General features: G+C 69.3%; 15 protein-coding genes. 4 read left to right on the top strand and 11 right to left on the bottom strand.

Annotation, left to right across the window (positions count from 1 at the left end; all coding sequences use genetic code 11):
- Positions 1–11 precede the first annotated feature (11 nt).
- The 9 genes from M2351_RS37985 to fliF are packed head-to-tail and all read right to left on the bottom strand — an operon-like array spanning position 12 to position 11,306.
- Entirely contained in the window at positions 12–1,967 is a 1,956-nt protein-coding gene (locus M2351_RS37985) for a hypothetical protein (RefSeq protein WP_264661157.1), read from the bottom strand.
- A gap of 34 nt (positions 1,968–2,001) precedes the next feature.
- Positions 2,002–2,796 carry a MinD/ParA family protein gene (locus tag M2351_RS37990; protein ID WP_264661158.1) on the bottom strand — a complete coding sequence of 265 codons (795 nt, stop codon included), beginning with the start codon at positions 2,794–2,796 and terminating at the stop codon, positions 2,002–2,004.
- Complete coding sequence (locus tag M2351_RS37995; RefSeq protein WP_264661159.1) at positions 2,793–3,845, bottom strand: flagellar biosynthesis protein FlhF; 1,053 nt, start codon at positions 3,843–3,845, stop codon at positions 2,793–2,795. The genes M2351_RS37990 and M2351_RS37995 overlap by 4 nt, the downstream gene beginning before the upstream one ends.
- Before the next feature lie 46 nt (positions 3,846–3,891).
- Positions 3,892–6,060: a flagellar biosynthesis protein FlhA gene (gene flhA / locus M2351_RS38000; RefSeq protein ID WP_264661160.1), complete on the bottom strand. Its 2,169-nt coding sequence runs from the start codon at positions 6,058–6,060 to the stop codon at positions 3,892–3,894.
- Between the two features lie 35 nt (positions 6,061–6,095).
- Positions 6,096–7,625, bottom strand: a complete 1,530-nt coding sequence (locus M2351_RS38005; protein ID WP_264661161.1) for a sigma-54 interaction domain-containing protein — start codon at positions 7,623–7,625, stop codon at positions 6,096–6,098.
- Between the two features lie 3 nt (positions 7,626–7,628).
- Positions 7,629–8,525: a motility protein A gene (locus M2351_RS38010; RefSeq protein WP_264661162.1), complete on the bottom strand. Its 897-nt coding sequence runs from the start codon at positions 8,523–8,525 to the stop codon at positions 7,629–7,631.
- Positions 8,522–8,851, bottom strand: coding sequence for a flagellar motor switch protein FliN (gene fliN, locus M2351_RS38015; RefSeq protein WP_264661163.1), 330 nt, complete (start codon positions 8,849–8,851; stop codon positions 8,522–8,524). The genes M2351_RS38010 and fliN overlap by 4 nt, the downstream gene beginning before the upstream one ends.
- 24 nt (positions 8,852–8,875) lie before the next feature.
- The gene (locus M2351_RS38020; RefSeq protein ID WP_264661164.1) at positions 8,876–9,637 is read right to left on the bottom strand and encodes a FliH/SctL family protein; all 762 of its coding nucleotides are present in this window, start codon (positions 9,635–9,637) and stop codon (positions 8,876–8,878) included.
- A gap of 4 nt (positions 9,638–9,641) precedes the next feature.
- Positions 9,642–11,306, bottom strand: a complete 1,665-nt coding sequence (fliF, locus tag M2351_RS38025) for a flagellar basal-body MS-ring/collar protein FliF (RefSeq protein WP_264661165.1) — start codon at positions 11,304–11,306, stop codon at positions 9,642–9,644.
- A 581-nt stretch (positions 11,307–11,887) separates the two neighbouring features.
- On the opposite strand from fliF, the gene M2351_RS38030 reads away from it, so the two are divergent.
- Both M2351_RS38030 and M2351_RS38035 read left to right on the top strand, forming a co-directional pair.
- Complete coding sequence (locus M2351_RS38030) at positions 11,888–12,409, top strand: helix-turn-helix domain-containing protein (RefSeq protein WP_264661166.1); 522 nt, start codon at positions 11,888–11,890, stop codon at positions 12,407–12,409.
- Positions 12,410–12,748: 339 nt separating this feature from the next.
- Positions 12,749–13,489 carry a DUF4410 domain-containing protein gene (locus tag M2351_RS38035; protein WP_264661167.1) on the top strand — a complete coding sequence of 247 codons (741 nt, stop codon included), beginning with the start codon at positions 12,749–12,751 and terminating at the stop codon, positions 13,487–13,489.
- Between the two features lie 25 nt (positions 13,490–13,514).
- On the opposite strand, the gene M2351_RS38040 is transcribed toward M2351_RS38035, so the two are convergent.
- Positions 13,515–14,111 (bottom strand): hydrolase, encoded by a 597-nt coding sequence (locus M2351_RS38040; protein ID WP_264661168.1) that lies wholly within the window; start codon positions 14,109–14,111, stop codon positions 13,515–13,517.
- A gap of 65 nt (positions 14,112–14,176) precedes the next feature.
- Entirely contained in the window at positions 14,177–16,330 is a 2,154-nt protein-coding gene (locus tag M2351_RS38045) for an ATP-binding protein (RefSeq protein WP_264661169.1), read from the bottom strand.
- Positions 16,331–16,572: 242 nt separating this feature from the next.
- Between M2351_RS38045 and M2351_RS38050 the strand changes: the two genes are divergently transcribed.
- Positions 16,573–17,007, top strand: a complete 435-nt coding sequence (locus M2351_RS38050) for a response regulator (RefSeq protein WP_264661170.1) — start codon at positions 16,573–16,575, stop codon at positions 17,005–17,007.
- A gap of 132 nt (positions 17,008–17,139) precedes the next feature.
- Positions 17,140–18,252 carry a cobalamin B12-binding domain-containing protein gene (locus M2351_RS38055; protein WP_264661171.1) on the top strand — a complete coding sequence of 371 codons (1,113 nt, stop codon included), beginning with the start codon at positions 17,140–17,142 and terminating at the stop codon, positions 18,250–18,252.
- Positions 18,253–18,263 lie beyond the last annotated feature (11 nt).

Genomic DNA, 18,263 nt, shown 5'->3' on the forward strand with positions numbered 1-18,263 from the left:
CTGCGGCATTTTCAGGCGGTGTAACTTTTGCTGCCCGCCCCGCCGGCGCGGGTCAGCTTCACCCAGCATTTGGCCCCGGACTGGAAGGACAGGCCGCCGACATAGCCCACGGCGCGGATGCTGTCGGCGAAAATCTGGATCAGGTCAAGGCGCAGCTCCGGCGCCAGCACGGTGTGGCTGCGCAGGATCAGGTCGAACCGGTTGGGCTGCACCAATCCGTCGAGCTGGAGGGGACCAAGGCGGCTCAGCTCCAGGTCGAGCAGGAAGCGGCTGCCTTTGCCGTCGCGCTTGCCCTTGCGGCCGCCGTCTTCCTCCTCATCACCCTTGATCGGGTGAATGTGCAGGCGGATGGGCAGCGGGCCGTTGGCGTCGAACATCGGCAGGATGAAGGGCCGCCAGTCGCCGGGCAGCGGGTCGGCCGACTGCTGCTGGAGCGACTTGAACTCGCGGTCCAGCTGCTGGACGAGGTCGCCGCGCCCGGCCTTCTCCAGGGCGGTCGTCGCGTCCTCGCCGAGCCAACCGCGGGCGTCGCCGCCGCGGATTGCCGACAAAAGGAAGCTCAGTGCCGCGGTCAGCTTCCGGTTCGGCTGCGGCATCACGGTGGCGAGCAGGGATTGCGCCGCCGCGTGGTCCACGCCGGCGAGGGTGGACAGGATCTGGCGCATCGCCGGCCAGTCGCGCTCCGTCAGTGGGCCGGTGGGTGTCGGCGCGGGCGCGGCGGTCCGCAGCGCCTGGCCGGGGTCGGTCAGGGCCGCCGTGATCGTGGCCCCCGCCGGCAGGCTGGCTTGGACGTTCAGGGCCAGCATGCCCTTGCGAGTGGCGAGGATCGGCTGGCCCTGCGGAGTCGTGCCGGCCACCGTGCCGCGCAGCACAGGCTCGTCCGGGGCGGCGGCATCCGGCAGGTCCGGCATGTCCTCCAGGCTGGTGGATGGCGGCGCCTTGGAATCGGCGTCTGCTGAGGGATTGCCCTGCGGGTTGGGTGATTTGGGGGGCTGGCCCTCCGGGGGCTTACCTTGCAGCTGGCTGGGGAGAGGCTGGTCGGGCGGTGGCGTGACTGTCAGGATCTTGAGCGCGACGGTTCCGCCCTGCGGCAGGTCCGGCTCCGGCGACGTCTGAGCATCGGGACTGGGCGGCGTTGCGGGCGGTTCCGGCGTGGCCGGGGCGGTGGAGGGCGATTCGGCGCCGGGGTGCGCGGCGTTGCCTCCCAACTGGACCGGTGTGTCGAGCATCGGCTTGCCCAGGGGCGGGGATGCGCTTGGCAGCGGGCCGGGCTGGGCGGCGGGCTGGGGAGATGCTCCCGTGGGCGGGGTTGGAGTGCCCGCTGGGGCCGATGGCGCGCCGGCCGTTGCCGGGGGCGTGGCGGCGGGTGGTGTCGGTGGTGGAGCGGTCTGGCCGGGCAGGGTGGGCGCTGCACCGCGCGGGGCCGGGGGCTTCGGCGTGGCGGCGATGACCAGGGCCGGGATGATGCTGCCGGGCACCAGCAGAGGCAGCGGCTGCGCCATCGGCGCGCCCGCCGTGGCCGTCGGCGTTGCCGAGGGGACGGTCGGGTTCGGCAGGATCACGGCGGGACCCTGGCCGGCCCCCGGCTGGGGTCCCGTCGGACCGGCCGGCGTCCCGGGTGTGGTTGGCGCCGTGGTCGATCCGGTGGTCAGGAGCAGCAGGACCTTGACCCCTTGCGCGGACGTCTGGCCCGGTGTGATCTGGAGCGTGACCGGCTTGTCGGTCGGCAGCGGCGTTGGCGTGTCGAGCAGGATCTCACCGGCCTGGGTGCGGACGCGGGTCAGCCCGTCCGGCGTCTCGCCCGCCACCGTGCCGGTCAGCACCACCGCGCGGGTCAGGTCCTGCAACCGCTCCGGCAAGGTCCGGACCGTCACCTCGGTCGCCAGCGCCGGTGCGGCGGGGGCCGCAGGCGCAGGACCGGCCGGCGTGGCCGGGCCGGCGACGGGGGGTGGGACGGTGGCTCCCATGTCCCCTTCCTTGCGGACCGGCTGCCGGGGCGCCTTACTGGCCGCTCATCAGCCGCTGGGCGATGGCCAGGACGTCGCGCGCGGCGTCGCAGCCCGGCGAGCGGGTGAGCAGCGGCGACTGGTTGCGGATGGCGTCGCGCACCTTCAGGTCGCGGCGGATGATGCCGGCCAGCGAGGGCTTGAACTTCAGGAAGTTCTGGCAGGCCTTCAGGATGGTGCCGTAGGTCCGCTCCCCGTCCTTCACGCTCTGCGCCATGTTCACCACCACGCGGAGGTCCGCCGTCGGGTTCGTGGCGTGGCTCAGCTTGATGAAGGCGTAGGCGTCGGTCAGCGAGGTCGGCTCGTCCGTCGTCACCACCAGCGTCGTTCCGGCCGGGCCGGACAGGGTGCGCACCGTGCGGTCCACGCCGGCGCCCATGTCCATGATGACGCAGTCGTAGTTGCGCGCCAGCTCCAGCAGGTCGTTGCGCAGGCCGGACAGGCGCTGGCTCGGCAGTTGGGCGAGCGTGCCCGAGCCGGAGCGGCCGGCGATGATGTCGAAGCCGCCTTCAGGGAAGCGCTGGGCCGCGCGGCCCAGGGTCACGTCGCCGTTGATGACGGCGCCCAGGTCGTTCTTCGGCTGGAATCCCAGCTGGATGTCGACGTTGGCAAGGCCGAGGTCGCCGTCGAACAGCAGCGAATTCTTGCCCATCTTGGTCAGGGCGTGGGCGAGCGTGATCGAAAACCACGTCTTGCCGACGCCGCCCTTGCCGCTGGCCACGGCGATGACGTTGCCCCCGCGCAGCGGGCGAACGTTCTTGAGGGCGGCCGGAAATACCGGATCGGTCATGGGATGGTCCTCGACGACGAAGAACGTACGGCTTTGGTCTTGGAAGGAGAGGCCTTGGCGGCGGCACGCGCCGCTTTGGCCTCGGGGGGCATCATCAGGCGGGCGAAGGCCATCGGGTTCAATGGCGTCAGCCCCTCTGCAACCTTGGAAGAGACGCTGGCGTTGCAGAAGGCCATGCGGGCGCGGTGCGCGGTGCCGAGCAGGCTGCCCAGACGGCGCGCCATGTCCAGGCGGGTGATCAGCATGCGGCGCACGCCCATCGCCTTGAAGGACTGGGCGATGTCGGCGGCCTCCAGCGCGTCCATACCGGCGGGCAGGACCAGGATCGGCTCCGCCACGCCCGCGGACAGGAGGGCCTTCAGGTCGGCCATCTCCTCCCGGTCGTAGGGGTTGCGCCCGGCGGTGTCCACCAGGACGACGTCGCAGCCGCGGTTCACCTCGAAGGCGCCGGCCAGCGCGTCGGGGTCCTCCACCGTCGCCAGCTTGATCTTCATCAGGCGAGTGAAGGCGGCCAACTGCTCCATGCCGCCGGCGCGCACCGTGTCGGTGGTGATCACGCCGACCTTGCGCTTTTTGAACACGGCCTGCGCGGCGAGCTTCGCGACGATCAGCGTCTTCCCGCCGCCGGGCGGGCCGACCAGGATCAGCGGCTTGTTGCCGGTGCGCTTGTCGTGCAGCGGGCTGAAGGTGAACATGCTGTCCAATGCGGCGCCCAGCGCCAGCATCGGGTCGTCGGTGTCCAGGCTGGAGGCCGCGTCGATCAGCTGTTCGGCGAGCGCGGCGGGGACGCCGTGGCGGTGCAGCACGTCGGCCACCACCTCGCCCACGTCGATCTCCGGCTCCTCCACCAGGATGGGCTTGGGCGGCGCGTGGTGGGTCGCGCGCGACGGCGCCATGACGAGGTCGTCTTCCTCCACCGCCGCGGTCACGCGCACGCCGCCGCCTTCCTCCTCGCGCGTGGCGACGATGATCGCGTCGTCGCCCAGCGCCTGGCGGACCATCCGCATGGCTTCGGACATGGATTTGGCGTGGAAGGACTTCAGCCGCATGCGCGAGGCTCCGTCCCTGTCACGTCATGGTGTGCGGCGTGTGCCATCAGATCTGCCCCAGGGTCTTGATCTTCGCCTTGGGGTGGATCTCGTTCTGCGACATCACCACGGTGGCCGGCCGGAACCGCTCGACGATGGAGCGGACGAAGGGACGGATCAGGGGGCTGGTCAACAGGACGGGGGTCTCGCCCATCATGGCGTGTCGCTCGAAGGTTTGGCGGACCGAAGTGATGAATTGCTGCAGGCGGCTTGGCGCCATCGTCAGTTGCCGGTCGTCGCCGTCACCCACCAGCGATTCCGCGAACGCCTGCTCCCATTCGGGGGAGAGCGTGACGAGCGGGATGAAGCCCATCTCGTTGATGTTCGCGTCGCAGATTTGGCGGGCCAGGCGCGTGCGCACATGCTCCGTGATCTGCGTGATGCTGCGGGTTTGACTTGCCGCCTCCGATACGCCTTCCAGGATTGTTGCAAGATCGCGTACCGACACGCGTTCCGCAAGCAAGTTCTGCAGCACACGTTGCAGTCCGCCCACGGTGATCTGCTGCGGCACCACATCGGCCACGAGCTTCTGGTGTTCCTTGTCGAGTTCATCGAGCAGCTTCTGCGTCTCGGTGAAGGACAGAAGCTCCGGCATGTTGTCCTTGATCAGCTCCGTCAGGTGCGTGGTGATGACGGTGGACGGGTCCACGACGGTGTAGCCCTTGAACAGGGCCTCCTCGCGGTAGCCCGGCTCGATCCAGATGGCCGGCAGGCCGAAGGTCGGCTCGATGGTCTGCTCTCCGGGCAGGCTCATGGCCTCGCCGCGCGGATCCATGACCAGCAGCATGTTGGGCCGGATGTCGCCGCGCCCCGCCTCGATCTCCTTGATTCGGATGATGTAGGCGTTGGGCGGCAGTTGCAGGTTGTCCTGGATGCGCACCGCGGGCATGACGAATCCGACCTCGCCGGCGATCTGCCGGCGCAAGCCCTTGATCTGGTCGGTCAGCCGGTGGCTGCCCGCCTGCGGCTGGTTGATCAGCGACAGCAGGCCGTAGCCGAGTTCCAGCCGAATCAGGTCGATGGCGAGTGCCGTGGAGATCGGCTCGTCGGCCACAGGCGCCGGACCGCCGCCGGGGCCCATACCCGCGGCCTCCGCCGCGGCGGCTTCGGCCTCCTCCGCCTCCTTCTTCGCGCGGATCTTCGGCAGGTAGTAGGCGGCGGCCCCCACCGCGCCGATCACCGGCAGGAAGGGCAGCAGCGGCATGCCGGGCATCAGGGCCAGCAGGGTGATGGCACCGGCCGACAGGCCCAGCGCGCTGACATGGCCGGTCAGCTGGCCGACCACCGCCTTGTCGGTGGAGCCGCCCGTGCCGGCTTTCGACACCAGGAAGCCGGCGGAGATGGAGATGACCAGCGCCGGGATCTGGGAAACGAGGCCGTCGCCGATGGTCAGCTTCGTGAAGGTGTCCAGCGCCTGCAGCACCGGCATGTCGTAGCGCAGGACCGCCAGCGCCACGCCGCCGATGATGTTGATGAACATGATCATCAGGCCGGCGACCGCGTCGCCCTTCACGAACTTCGACGCACCGTCCATGGAGCCGAAGAAGGCGCTTTCGTCCTCCAGCTCCTTGCGCTTGGCGCGTGCGGTCGTCTCGTCGATCATGCCGGCGGACAGGTCGGCGTCGATGGCCATCTGCTTGCCGGGCATGGCGTCCAGGGTGAAGCGGGCCGCGACTTCCGCGATGCGGCCCGAACCGGCGGTGATCACCTTGAAGTTCACGATCGTCAGGATCGCGTAGACGATCACGCCGATGATGAAGTCGCCGCCCATCACGAAGCCTGCGAAGGCCTCGATGACGTGGCCGGCCGCCGCCGTGCCCTCGTGCCCGTGCGTCAGGATCAGGCGCGTCGACGCCATGTTCAGCGACAGGCGCAGCAGCGTGGTGATCAGCAGGATCGTCGGGTAGGACGACAGGTCGAGCGGCTTTTCGATGAACAGCACGACCATCAGGATGAGGATGGAGATCGTGACGTTCAGCCCGAGCATCATGTCGAGCAGCAGTGACGGCAGCGGCAGGATCAGGCCGACGACGATCAGCATGATGCCGGCCGCCATCACGATGTCGCCGCGCTTCAGCGACGACTTCGCAACGGCCAGCATGTCGCCGAAGGCGGCCATGTTGCCCAGCCGGCCCCCGCCCGCCTGCCCTTGATTCGTCTGCTCCGTCAGCGCCATGCCGCCCGATCTCCGCCTTCGTACCTGTTAGCGGATCAGACCGCGGCGCGTTCCTCGGCGCCCGGCGGCGGCACGGGCACGCCCTCCTCGCTGTACTGCTTCAGCTTGTTGCGCAGCGTGCGGATGGAGATGCCGAGGATGTTCGCGGCGTGGGTGCGGTTGCCGAGACAGTGGGACAGAGTGCCAATAATCAGGTCGCGCTCCACCTCCGCCACGGTGCGGCCAACCAGCCCCTGCACGGCGGCCGGCTGCGCGCCGCCTCCGCCGCCGGGCGGCGTGGAGGGGGCGCTGCCGGGGACATAGCCCGGCGGCGGCGCGTAGGAGGTCGGCAGGCTCGGGTAGCCCTGGCCCTGCGGGGCGTAGCCGCGCGGGGCGGCCGGCACCGTGCCGCCGGGACCGGCGAAGGGGTTCGCCACCGGCGAGTTCTGCGGGATGGAGGCCTGGGCGCTGCCCTCCGGCGCCAGCATCTGGCTGGTCAGCAGGATGGCGTCCGGCCCGACCACTTCGCCGCGGGAGAGCAGCACCGCGCGGTGCATGGTGTTCTCCAGCTCGCGCACGTTGCCGCGCCAGTGGTGGCTGCGCAGCATCAGCAGCGCGTCGTCGGACAGGCGCTTCTCGCCCAGCCCGTTGGCCTGCGCGTATTTGCGCAGGAAATGGTCGGCGATCAGCGGGATGTCCGCCGGCCGCTCCCGCAGGGACGGGATGGCGACGTTGAAGACGTTCAGGCGGAAATACAGGTCCTCGCGGAAGTTGCCGCTGCGGACCTCGTTCTCCAGATTGCGGTTGGAGGTGGCGACCAGGCGGACGTTGACCTTCACCGGCGCCGAGGAGCCGATGCGGTCGATTTCCTTCTCCTGGATGGCGCGCAGCAGCTTGGCCTGCAGGCGCGGGTGCATCTCCGACAACTCGTCCAGCAGCAGGGTGCCGCCGTTTGCCTCCTCGAACTTGCCGAGCCGCCGCGCGACGGCGCCGGTGAAGGCGCCCTTCTCGTGGCCGAACAGCTCCGACTCCAGCAGGTTCTCCGGGATGGCCGCGCAGTTCACCGCGACGAAGGGCGCGTCGGCGCGCCGGCTCTTGCGGTGGATGTAGCGGGCCATCAGCTCCTTGCCGGTGCCGCTCTCGCCCGTGATCATGACCGAGGCGTCGCTGGGCGCCACCTGGTCGGCCATGCGCAGGGTCGCCAGCATGGCCGGGTCCTGGCAGACGATGGCGTGGCTTTCCTCTGCCACCGCCTCCAGCACCGCGGCGATCAGTTCCGCGTCCGGGGGCAGGGGGATGTATTCCTTGGCGCCGGCGCGGATCGCCTTCACCGCCGCCGCGGCGTCGGTGCCGATGCCGCAGGCCACGACCGGGATCGTGATGCGCTCCGCCTTCAGGCTTTCGATGAACTTGGCGATGTCCAACTTGACGTCGATCATCACCAGGTCCGCACCCGCGGCGGCGCGCAGGGCGCCCAGCGCCCCTTCGATGCTGTCGGTGTGGGATACCTTGGCACCGCGCTGCATGGCGATCTTGCCCGCGGCGGTGATGTATCCTTCCAACGTTCCAACGATCAGCAAACGCATCGTTTACGCTCCCCTCGGAAATCCCCGGTCGGAGTCCCGGTCGAAGTACTGGATCCGCTTTCCAGGCGGCAGGACGGCGTTCAGGAGCATCTCCAGACGCCGCGGATTTTCCTGACGCGCGATGGATACGGCGCCGATGGTGTACAGAGTCTTGATGAGCGCGTCCTCTTCGGCCGCCCGCTCCACCTTCGCGGCGAGCGGGGCGAGCACGACGTTGCCGAGGACGGCGCCGTAGAAGGTGGTCAGCAGCGCCAGCGCCATGGCCGGGCCGATGCTTGAGGGGTCGTTCAGGCTGCCCAGCATCTGGACGAGGCCGACCAGCGTGCCGATCAGCCCCATGGCCGGCGCCACCTCCGACCCGCGGCGCAGCACGCCCGCGCTCTTGATGTGGCTGGAGCCGACGGCCTCCACCTCCCCGGTCAGCATGCGCTCGATGTCGTCGGGCGGCAGGCCCTCCGCCACCAAGGTGACGGAGCGGTGCAGGAAGGAGTCGGTGCGCAGCTCCGGCAGGACGTTGCGCAGCGTTTCCGGCGCGCGGCGCGCGGCTTCGGCCAGCAGAAGCACCTGCCGGGCCACGCCGCGCGGGTCGTTGGTGCGCTGGACCAGCACGGCCCCGGCGTCGCGCCACGCCCGCGCCACGTCGCCCAGCGAGAAGGACGCGGTGGTGACCGCCAGCGTGCCGCCGACCACGATGATCAGCGACGGTGGGTCGAGAAAGGCGCGCAAGGAACCGCCCGCCGCGATGGCGACGAGGATGACGCCCGTGGCGGCGGCAAGCCCGACCAGGGTCGCCGCGTCCACCCCGCCGCGCAGCCGCGCGCCGCGCGACGGCGACGTCGCGCTGGGGCCACCCCGTCCGCCGCGGCGCGGCTGGTCGGACGTATCCCGGGTGACGCTCATCCGCGGTCCGACTTGATGATTTCGGTCATGGTCACGCCCAGGCGATCCTCCACCACCACGACTTCGCCGCGGGCGACGAGGCGGTTGTTCACGTAGATGTCGATGGCCTCGCCCACCTTGCGGTCAAGCTCCACCACCGCGCCGCGGCCGAGCTTCAGGAGCTGGCTGACCTGCATGGTGGACTTGCCGAGCACGGCCGAGATCTGGACCGGGATGTCGTAGACCGCCTCCAGATCCTTGGCTGGACCGAGGCCGGTCTCGTAGTCCGAGACATCGCCGCGGCCGCCGTTGTCCAACTCGTCGAGGGAGAAGCTGTCCTTACCCATCTAAACTCTCCAAAGCAATCGGTCTCAGGCCGGCGCCGGGGCGTCGAGGACCGTGGCGACGCGGCGCTCGATCTCGGCCATCAGGCGCCCAGTGTCGCGCTCCACGCCGCCTTCGGCCCATTCGATCCGGCAGCTGCCGGGGGCCAGAGCCGGGTCGCCCGCGACCATCAGCTTGGCCCCGAAGCCGCGCGACCCGATCACCTGGTCGAGATGCTCGCGCACCAGGTCGACCGTGTCCTCGGCCACGCGGACCACGAGGCGCGGCTCGTCGATCAGGTCGGTCAGGCAGGCGCGCACGACGCCCTCCACCTCCGCCAGGCCGCCGCGGCGGGCCAGCTCCGGCATCAGCTTGCGGACGATGGTCAGCGCCACGTGCACGGGCTGGTCGGATAGGACGCCGCGCACCGCGTTGTGTTCGTTGATCAGGTGCTGCACGCCGCCGCCGATGGCTTCCAGCGCGTTGGCGATGCGGGCCTGCACGGTGGCCTCGATCTCCACGCGGGCCTTCTCGTAGCCCTCGCCGCGACCGGCGCTGCTGCCGTCCACGAAGCCCTTGCCATAGCCGGCGGACTTGCCGGCCGTCTCGCCCTCGGCGAAGCCCTGGGCGCGGGCGGCGGCCAGATCCTCCTCGCCGAAGACCGGCGGCGGGGGAGGCGGCGGCTCCGCCGGGATCTCCGGCACGGGCTCCGGCTCGGGCAGATAGTCCTCCTCGACCTGGTACTGCCGCGGCGGCGGGGCGTCCACGTCGAAGGATTCGTCGAAGAGGAACTTGCGGACGGAACTCATCGCCTCAGCTCTCCTGGTAGAGCCAGTTGCGCAGGATCGACACCGCTTCCTCCGGGTGCTTCTCCACGATCTCGCCCACCTTGCGCAGCGAGGAGGCGCGGACGCGGCCCTCGACGCGGTTGATGTCGATCATCTGCTCCAGATCCTCTTCGGCCTGAGCGGCTTCCAGCGCCAGATCCTGGGCGAGCGCGCCGGTCGGGGCGGCGAGTGCCGCGGGCAGGCCGCTCTGGTCGGTCAGCAGGCGGTCCATGTCGTCGTCCTCCTGCTGATCGGCCTTCTCGAAGGCGCGTGTGATCAGCGGGCGGATGACCAGCAGGATGATCAGCACGGCGACGATCCCGAGCACCACCATTTCGGCGATGCGGAACAGGTCTTCCTTGGTCATGCCCAGGAACAGCTCCTCCGGCTTCTGCATGTCGTCTTCCGGAGTCCAGAAGCGCATGTTGACGACTTCGAGCGAATCGCCGCGCACCGCGTCGAGGCCGACGGCCGAGCGGACCAGCGCCTTGATGCTCTCCACTTCCTGCTCCGTCCGCGGCTGGTAGGCGGGCGGGTTGCCGTCCTTGGCCGGGGCGTAGGTGCCGTCCACCAGCACGGCCACGGACAGGCGCCGCACCTGCCCGGTCTCGCGGACGTGGTTCTTGGTGGTCTTGCTGATCTCGTAGTTGATCGTCTCTTCGTTGCGACCCTGCTTGTTGTGCGAGATCGGGCCGGCGTTGTTCCCGGACTGCGCGGTGGGCAGGTTCTGGTCCACGGTGACCGGCGACAGCGGGTCGCGGTCGCTGCTCTCGTTCGTCTCGCTGACCGTCTGGGTCGAGCGGACGACTTGGCTTTCCGGGTCGAAGATTTCCGACTGGGTGGTGATGCGGTCGAAGTCGAGGTCGGCCGACACCTCCGCACGGACCTTGCCGTAGCCGACGGTGCGGCCCAGCAGATCCTCGATGGTGCGGGCGATGCGGTTCTCGTAGGTGACCTTCTTCTCCTCGGCGGACGCGAGCATGGCGTCGGCGCTGTCGTTGCCGGCGCCGCGCGACAGCAGCTTGCCCTTGTCGTCGACGATGGAGATGCGGCTGGGGTCGAGGTTCGGGACCGAGGCGGCGATCAGCTGCTGGATCGCCTGGATGTTCTCGCGCGACAGCTGCGCGCCGGGGCGCAGCTTCAGGAAGACGCTGGCCGTCGCCGGGTTCTGCTGGCGGGCAAACAGCTCGCGCTTGGGCAGCACGAGGTGGACGCGGGCCTGCTGCACGCCGTTCAGCGTCTGCACCGTGCGCGCCATCTCGCCTTCCAGCGCGCGCAGGTGGTTGATGTTCTGCATGAAGCTTGTGGCGCCGAAGCCTTCGCCCTTGTCGAACAGCTCGTAGCCGATCGACCCGCCCGACGGCAGCCCGGCCGCGGCCATCCGCATGCGGACCGGCCCCACCTGGTCGGCCGGGACGGTGATCTTCGTGCCGGTCTTGTCAACCGTGTAAGGAACCTTCGCCTCGTCCAGCTTCTTGGCGATGGCGGCCGCTTCGCCCTGCTGGAGGTCGGAGTAAAGAAGCTCCATCTCCGGGGTGGAGAGGCGGGTCATCAGGTAGACGAAGAATCCGATCAGCAGAATCCCCACGCCGCCGATCGCCGCAAGGCGCGCGGGGCCGAGATTGCGCAAGGTCTGCAAAAGGTTGTTCACGCGCGTCCACCCCGATCGGATGCCCCAACTCGGCAAGGAACTCCTGGAGAAGTCCTTGATTTCGCAGGCGCAGCAAGTGCGGCTGCAAATTCCGCGCCGGGGTCTACTTCAGCGGGCATGCTGCGTTGTCTTGATGAACAGAGGGTTAATGCGTGGGCAGATATTGCCCAGTCCCCGGCAAAAAATGCCTACCGATGCGCGCCGGCCACGCACGTCCATTGCGCGGGTGGAGAAGGATTCGGTCCGCTTTCGCGATCGACGCGTGCCTCTTTTGTCGCCGCTGCGGGGCGATGGTCCGGAAATACCCCGAAAGAAAGAATAACATCATCATTCATTCGGTGCTGTTCCCAGATATCACGGTGTTTCTGTGGTAGTAAATGACGCAGCAGAGGTTGACTTTGAGGGTTCGACGTCATAGCTGAGTTGCAATTGACGCCGACGTTGTGCCGTTTTAGCCATGGCATAAGCGGCACGGGAACTTTCTCGACTCATTCCAGAGTCCCGCCGGCCTTTCGTTCGGCGGTGTCCTGTGGTGCCGGGCCGTGCGTCGGGTCGAAACCAAGCCAACGGTGGGGGATGCTGTGAAAAAACGCGGCCGTGAAAAGAAGGAAGGCCTCAACGAGGTCGATGTGTTCGTCGGGCAGCGCCTGCGCGAACTGCGCATGTTGGCCGGCCTCAGCCAGAGCGACGTCGCGTCGGCGCTGGGGCTGACGTTCCAGCAACTGCAGAAATACGAGCGCGGCTTCAACCGCGTGTCGGCCAGCCGGCTGTTCAAGCTGGCGCAGTTCTTCCGGGTGCCCGTGTCGGTCTTCTTCGAGGGGCTGGAGGAACGCCACGCCGCCCAGGAAGGTGGAGCCGGCGTGCCGCAGGCCGAGGAATCGGAAGGCACGCTGCGGTCGCGCGAGGCGCTGATGCTGGCGCGCTATTTCCAGAACATCCGTGACCCGCAGATCCGTGGCGCGATCCGGGAACTGGCGGAGCGGTGCGCGAACCAAGCCGAGGGCGAGGGCATGCCGGGCATGGGCGACGACGTCGCCATCGGGCAGGCCGCCGCGCGCAGCCGCCGCGGACGTGGCGCCGGTCACACCGTCGGACAGGCGTAAGGCCGCGCGGCCCATGCACGCCAAGCCGACGCGGTCCGGGTCCATAGGTTCAGGAAGACCCTTGCGGGGCGGGTGACGCACAACGGCGCACCCGCCCGCTTGCCGCGCAAAAGGGCGCGAAACGCCTGATGCGGCCGGGCGCGGCCCATCCCCGACGTTCGCGCAACATTCAAATCCCAATAAAGGCGAACGTCGCGTCAAATGAGGCGCGCAGTTCTGCCAGCGAACTCTTGACCCATGACTGGGCCGGGTGCTGGCCTGTGGTGGGGACGGAACCTCGATTTCTCCGTAAGGTCGGAGAGGCGATCCCCTCCGTCTCGGCCGAAGGGGAGGGTTCCGATGACGCCGAACTTGGCAGCGCCTGCCGCTATGATCCAACTGGCTGTGGCGCTGGTGGTCGTTTCCGGTCTTGTGGCCTGCGCCAAGCCGGAGATGGAGGCCACGCAGGTCTACCGGGGGCCGCGCCTCCCGCCACCCACCCGCGTGCTTGTCTCCGATCTGGCCGTGACGCCGGACGAGGTGAAACTCGACCGCGGGCTGAGCTCCCGGCTGGTCAGCGCCGCCCAGGGAACACCGCGGACGGAACAGGAGATCGCGGTGGGACGGCGGGTGGTCAACGCCATGTCCGAGGCGGTCGTCACGGAACTCCGCAAGCGCGGCATTCCGGCGGAACGGGCAGCGGGTGGCCCGTCCGTGGGCGGTGGGAGCGACCTGCTGGTCGAAGGACAGCTGATCTCCATCGACGAAGGCAACCGAACCCAGCGCAACGTGATCGGGCTCGGCGCCGGGCGCAGCGACGTCCAGGCGGATGTGCAGCTTCTTTACCGGCCGGTGGGCAGCGCGCCCTTCCTGCTGGTGAATTATGAAGGCGCTTCGACGAGCGGCCGGAAACCCGGCATGGCGGAAACCATGGGCGTCGGCGCGATCGGCCGTCGCCTTGCCAGCGGCGCGGCGCTGGGGGCGGCCCCCTCCGCCGCGTCGGAGGCGTTCCGGGCGGAGGTTCGCGACGACGCCCAGCGCATGGGTAAGGATGTGGCGGACCGGATCGCGGACTACTACACGTCGCAGGGGTGGCGGTGACGCTCGGCTGTCCGTCGCGTTGGCGTCAGCGGGGGGACGGGCTGCGCCGCTTCCGCGGGCGCGGCGCGGGTTTCGCCAGATGCTTCACCTCCTCGTACCGGTCGAGGAACAGGGTGTAGGCGCGTTCCGGGCCCACCGGGACGATGGTGGACGGATGTGGCGGGGGGAGATGGCCCCAGTCCATCCAGGCCGCCGGCAGGAGGTCGCGCAGTTCGGTCGCCATGCAGACGAGGTCCGCGTGCTTCACCTCGGGCTGGTCGTCCTCGAAGCCGAACCAGCGGCACAGGGCGCCCTTGACCGGCTGCAACCGCTGCTTGACGTAGCCGCGGTCCAGCAGGACCTTTACCGGCGACGGCCAATCGCCGAGAAACTCCTCGCTGTCGTGCATGAGCGCGGAAAAGGCCAGTGGCGGCGGCACGAGGCGCGACACCATCACGGAGTGTTCGGCGACGGAATACCACGGCCGCGCGGCGCCGCCCCAGCGGGGCTGCGCGGCGAGGCATTGGGCGATGTCGGTGATCGGCATGCCCGTCGCGTCCGGCTCCAGAAGATCGAGGATGAAGCCCGACGGCATCAGGATCGCGGTGCGACCGTCCGGTCGGTTCAATAGGTCAAGCTGCATGCCATCACCGTAACAATCCCGGCCGGCGCGAATCCAGTGGCGCGACCGGCATCCCGCTCAATGGCTCACCCAGGGAGCGGGCCGGCCTCGCTTTCCAGGATCACGCGGCTGGTCGTCTCCACCACGCCTTCCAGAAGCGGCACCAGGGCCGCGACCTTGTCCGGGTCGGTGTAATGGTCGTTCAGCGCGCGGGCGATGGCGGCCATGCGGGGCGTGCCAAAATTGGCGGCCAGCCCGGCCAGCGTGTGGGCGGCCTGCCGCAGGTCGCGCGGGCGATTTCCCTGCAGGGACGAGCGGATCGCCGTCAGCTCGCGCATCGCCGTCTCCGGAAGCAGGCGCAGCATGCCGTCCAGGCTTTCGGAGCCCAGCGCCAGCCTCAGCTCCGACAGCTTCACGCGGTCGACCAGCGGCAGCCGGGCGAACAGGTCGCGCTCCGGAACGGCGTCGGCCTTGCCGGGCACCGGGACGGCCCGGTCGTCGAGCGGCCGGCTGGCAAGGTCGATGATGACGGCGTTCAGATGTTCCCAGTCGATCGGCTTCGTCAGATAGGCGTCGAGGCCCGCGGACATGTGGCCGTCGCGGTGCTCGGGCAGCGCGTCGGCGGAAATGCCGATGATCGGCAGGCGGGAGGCCGGGCCGCTCATCCGGCGGATGGCCCGCGCGGTGGACCGGCCGTCCATCACCGGCATCTCCATGTCGAGGAGCACGGCGTCGTAGTCGGCGGCCTGCAAGGCGGCGATCACGGCGCGCCCGTCCGCCACGGCGTCGATACGGTGCCCCAGCCGAGTCAGCATGGCCGAGATCAGCATGCGGTTGACGTCGTTGTCCTCGCCGAGCAGAAGCCGCAGCGACGCCGCCGGACGTCCCGCCGCGTCCTCACCCGATCCGGAACGCAGCACCAGGGTTTCGGGAAGCGGCTGCGCCAACGCGTCGGCGGCGGGCGGCGCCTCGGCCAAGCGGGAGCGGATGGTGAAGCGGAAGGTCGTCCCGCGGCCGGGGAGGCTGGACACGGCGATGTCGCCGCCCATCGCCTCGGCCAGCCGCTTGCAGATGGCCAGGCCCAGGCCCGTGCCGCCGTACCGGCGGCTGGTCGAGGCGTCGGCCTGGACGAAGGCCTCGAACACGCGGGCGCGCTGCTCCTCGGTCATGCCGATGCCGGTGTCGGCGACCTCGAACCGCAGGAGCATGTCGGTGCCCGCGCTACCATCGCCTTCGTCCACGTCGGGGCGCCACGCGGCGATTTCGATCCCGCCGCGGTCGGTGAACTTGATGGCGTTGGAGACGAGGTTGAACAGCACCTGGCGCAGCCGCGTCGGGTCGCCGCGCACGTGGCGGGGCGTGTCCTCCGCGATGGAGGCGGTCAGCGACAGGCCCTTGGCGGCAGCGCGGACGGCGAAGAGCTGCACCACGTCCTCGACCAGCCGGTACAGGGAGAAGTCGATCTCCTCCATCTCCAGCTGCCCGGCCTCGATCTTGGAGAAGTCGAGGATGTCGTTCAGGATTGTCAGCAGCGTGTCGGCGGACGACCGCAGCGTCTTGACGAAGCCCTTCTGCGCCTCGCTGAGCGGCGTTCCCAGAAGCAGGTCGCCCATGCCGATCACCGCGGTCATCGGCGTGCGCAGTTCGTGGCTCATCATGGCCAGGAAGCGCGACTTGGCCCGGCTGGCGTTCTCGGCGGCGACGCGGGCGGCCTCCGCCTCCTCCCGCGCGCGGTCCAGGTCCTCGGCCAGCGCGAAGGTCTCGGCGGCGAGCCGGGTCAGCTGCTCCTGCGCGTCGCGCAGTTCCTGCTCCGACCGGCGGCTCCGCGTGACGTCGATGCAGGTCCCGACGAACCAGCGCAGGCGCCCGTCGGGGTCCGTCACCGGACGGATCGACAGCGCGTTCCAGAAGGGGGTGCCGTCCTTGCGGTAGTTCAGGACCTCCACCGACACCGGTTGCCCGGTTTCCAGCGCGACGCGGACCCTCTCCACCGTGTCCGGATCGGTGTCCGGCCCTTGGAGAAGGCGGATGTTGCGGCCGATCAGCTCGTCCTCGGCATAGCCGGTGATTTCGCGGAAGGCGCGGTTGCAGTAGACGAGCGGCCGATCGGGCCGGTTCGGGTCCACCAAGGCGATGCCGGACGTCGTCGCCTGCGCCACCTCGGCCAGCACTCCGCCGCACGACGGGTCGATCAGCCAGTCGCCGGTCTCGGACGGTGGGGGAAAGCGGGACGGGGACACGGCGGCGGGTCTTCAGGCGGTGGCTTCGGCGTGATCGCCCACCATAGGCGGTCATGGCCGTGAAAGCCATGTCCAAGACTTCGGAGACGTGACGGCGCCAATGGAAAGCGCAGGCCGAGCGAAGGTTGCGGATATGACTTTCTTTTCCCTTTTTGGAGGCTTCTCTATCCGTCCCGACGGCGTTAACGTGTTCAGCGCGGCGTGATTTGCAACGCCGCTGTGGGCGGAGCGGGGTTCCAGGGATGCTGACCGACGGCGCGAACAGTTCTTCTCAAATCAAGGCCATCAACGATCTCGGCGTTCTGCTGATCGAGGACGACGACTTCACGCGCCGGCTGATGAGCCGGCTTCTCCAGGACCTGAAGGTGCGCCGGCTGTGGGAGGCGTCGGACGGAATGGCGGCGCTGGAGATCCTGCGCAAGCACGCGGACGAGGTGGACGTCGCCATCTGCGACCTGGAGATGCCGCGGATGAGCGGGCTGGACCTGCTGCACGCGCTGCGCACCGCCACGGGCAACCCGCTGGCCGACCTGCCGGTGGTTGTCCTGACCGCCCATCGGGAGGCCGACACGGTCAAGCGGGCCATCGCCTACGGCATCTCCGGCTATCTGGTGAAGCCGGTGTCCAAGGCCGACCTGATCAAGCGCCTGACCTTCGTCATCCAGAAGGGGCGCTGATCCGCGTGACCGCTCGGGCGGGATGGAGGGATTGGGCAAATTCGGTGATCGTGACGGTACGGAGGTTGTAAGGTCGGGCGCGATTGCGCAACTATCGTTCCGAACCGTGATGCAAATCGGAGATGCCGCGCCATGCTCGGGACCATTCAGGCCGGAATGCGCCCCGTACGCCCCCCACCCAACTCCATTGCCCCAAACCCCATCGCCAGCCGGTGCGATGAGTTGGCCCGCGCGGTGGTCGCCATCCAGTTCGAGCGGTGGCCGGCGCTCTACGCGCGCTACGGCGAGGCCGGGTGCGACAAGTGCGCCGAGGATCTGCGCTTCCACGTGCTGTACCTGGCGGAGGCCGTGGCGGCGAACCGCCCGGCGCTGTTCCGCGAGTATGTCGGTTGGGTCAAGGTGCTGTTCGCCAACATCGGGATTCCGGTGGAGGAGCTGGGGGAAAGCCTGGAGATCCTGCGCGACGTGATCGCCGCGCGGGTTGACGACGCGACGGCGGAACGGGTGCGCGCCTGCGTCGCGGCGGCGCTGGACGGGCTGCCGGGCATGGCGGTCGACGTCCCGCGATTCATTGCGGAGGATGCTCCGCACGGCGCCTTGGCGAAGACCTATCTCGACCGCCTGCTGGCCGGTGACCGGCGCGGCGCCACCACCCTGGTGCTGGACCGGGTGGAGGGGGGCATGGCCGTCGCCGACGTCTACCTGCACGTCTTCCAGCCGACTCTGCGCGAGGTCGGGCGGCTGTGGCAGACCGGCGCGATCAGCGTGGCGCACGAGCATTTCGCCACCGCCGCCACGCAGGCGGTCATGGCCCAGCTTTACCCGCGCATCTTCGCGGCCGAGCGCTGCAACCGGTCCATGGTCGCCACCTGCGTCAGCGGCGAGTTGCACGAGGTCGGCATCCGCATGGTCGCCGATTTCTTCGAGATGTCCGGGTGGGACACCTATTACCTCGGCGCCAACGCGCCGGCGCGCGCCATCGTGCAGGCGGTGCGCGAGCGCAACGCCCACATCCTGGCGGTGTCCGCCACAATCAGCGCCCATGTCGGCACCGTGACCGACCTGATCGCCGCCGTGCGGGCGGAACTGGGCGACCAGCCCCTGCGCATCCTGGTCGGCGGCTATCCGTTCAACCTGGTGCCCGACCTGTGGAAGGCCGTGGGGGCGGACGCCTGCGCGGTGACCGCGGCCGAGGCGATCTCGGTTGCCGGGGCGCTGGCCGACTCCCTGCCCGGCGCGGCGTAAAGGGGAAACGG

It is taken from the genome of Azospirillum canadense (assembly GCF_025961225.1).
GTDB classification, from domain to species: domain Bacteria; phylum Pseudomonadota; class Alphaproteobacteria; order Azospirillales; family Azospirillaceae; genus Azospirillum; species Azospirillum canadense.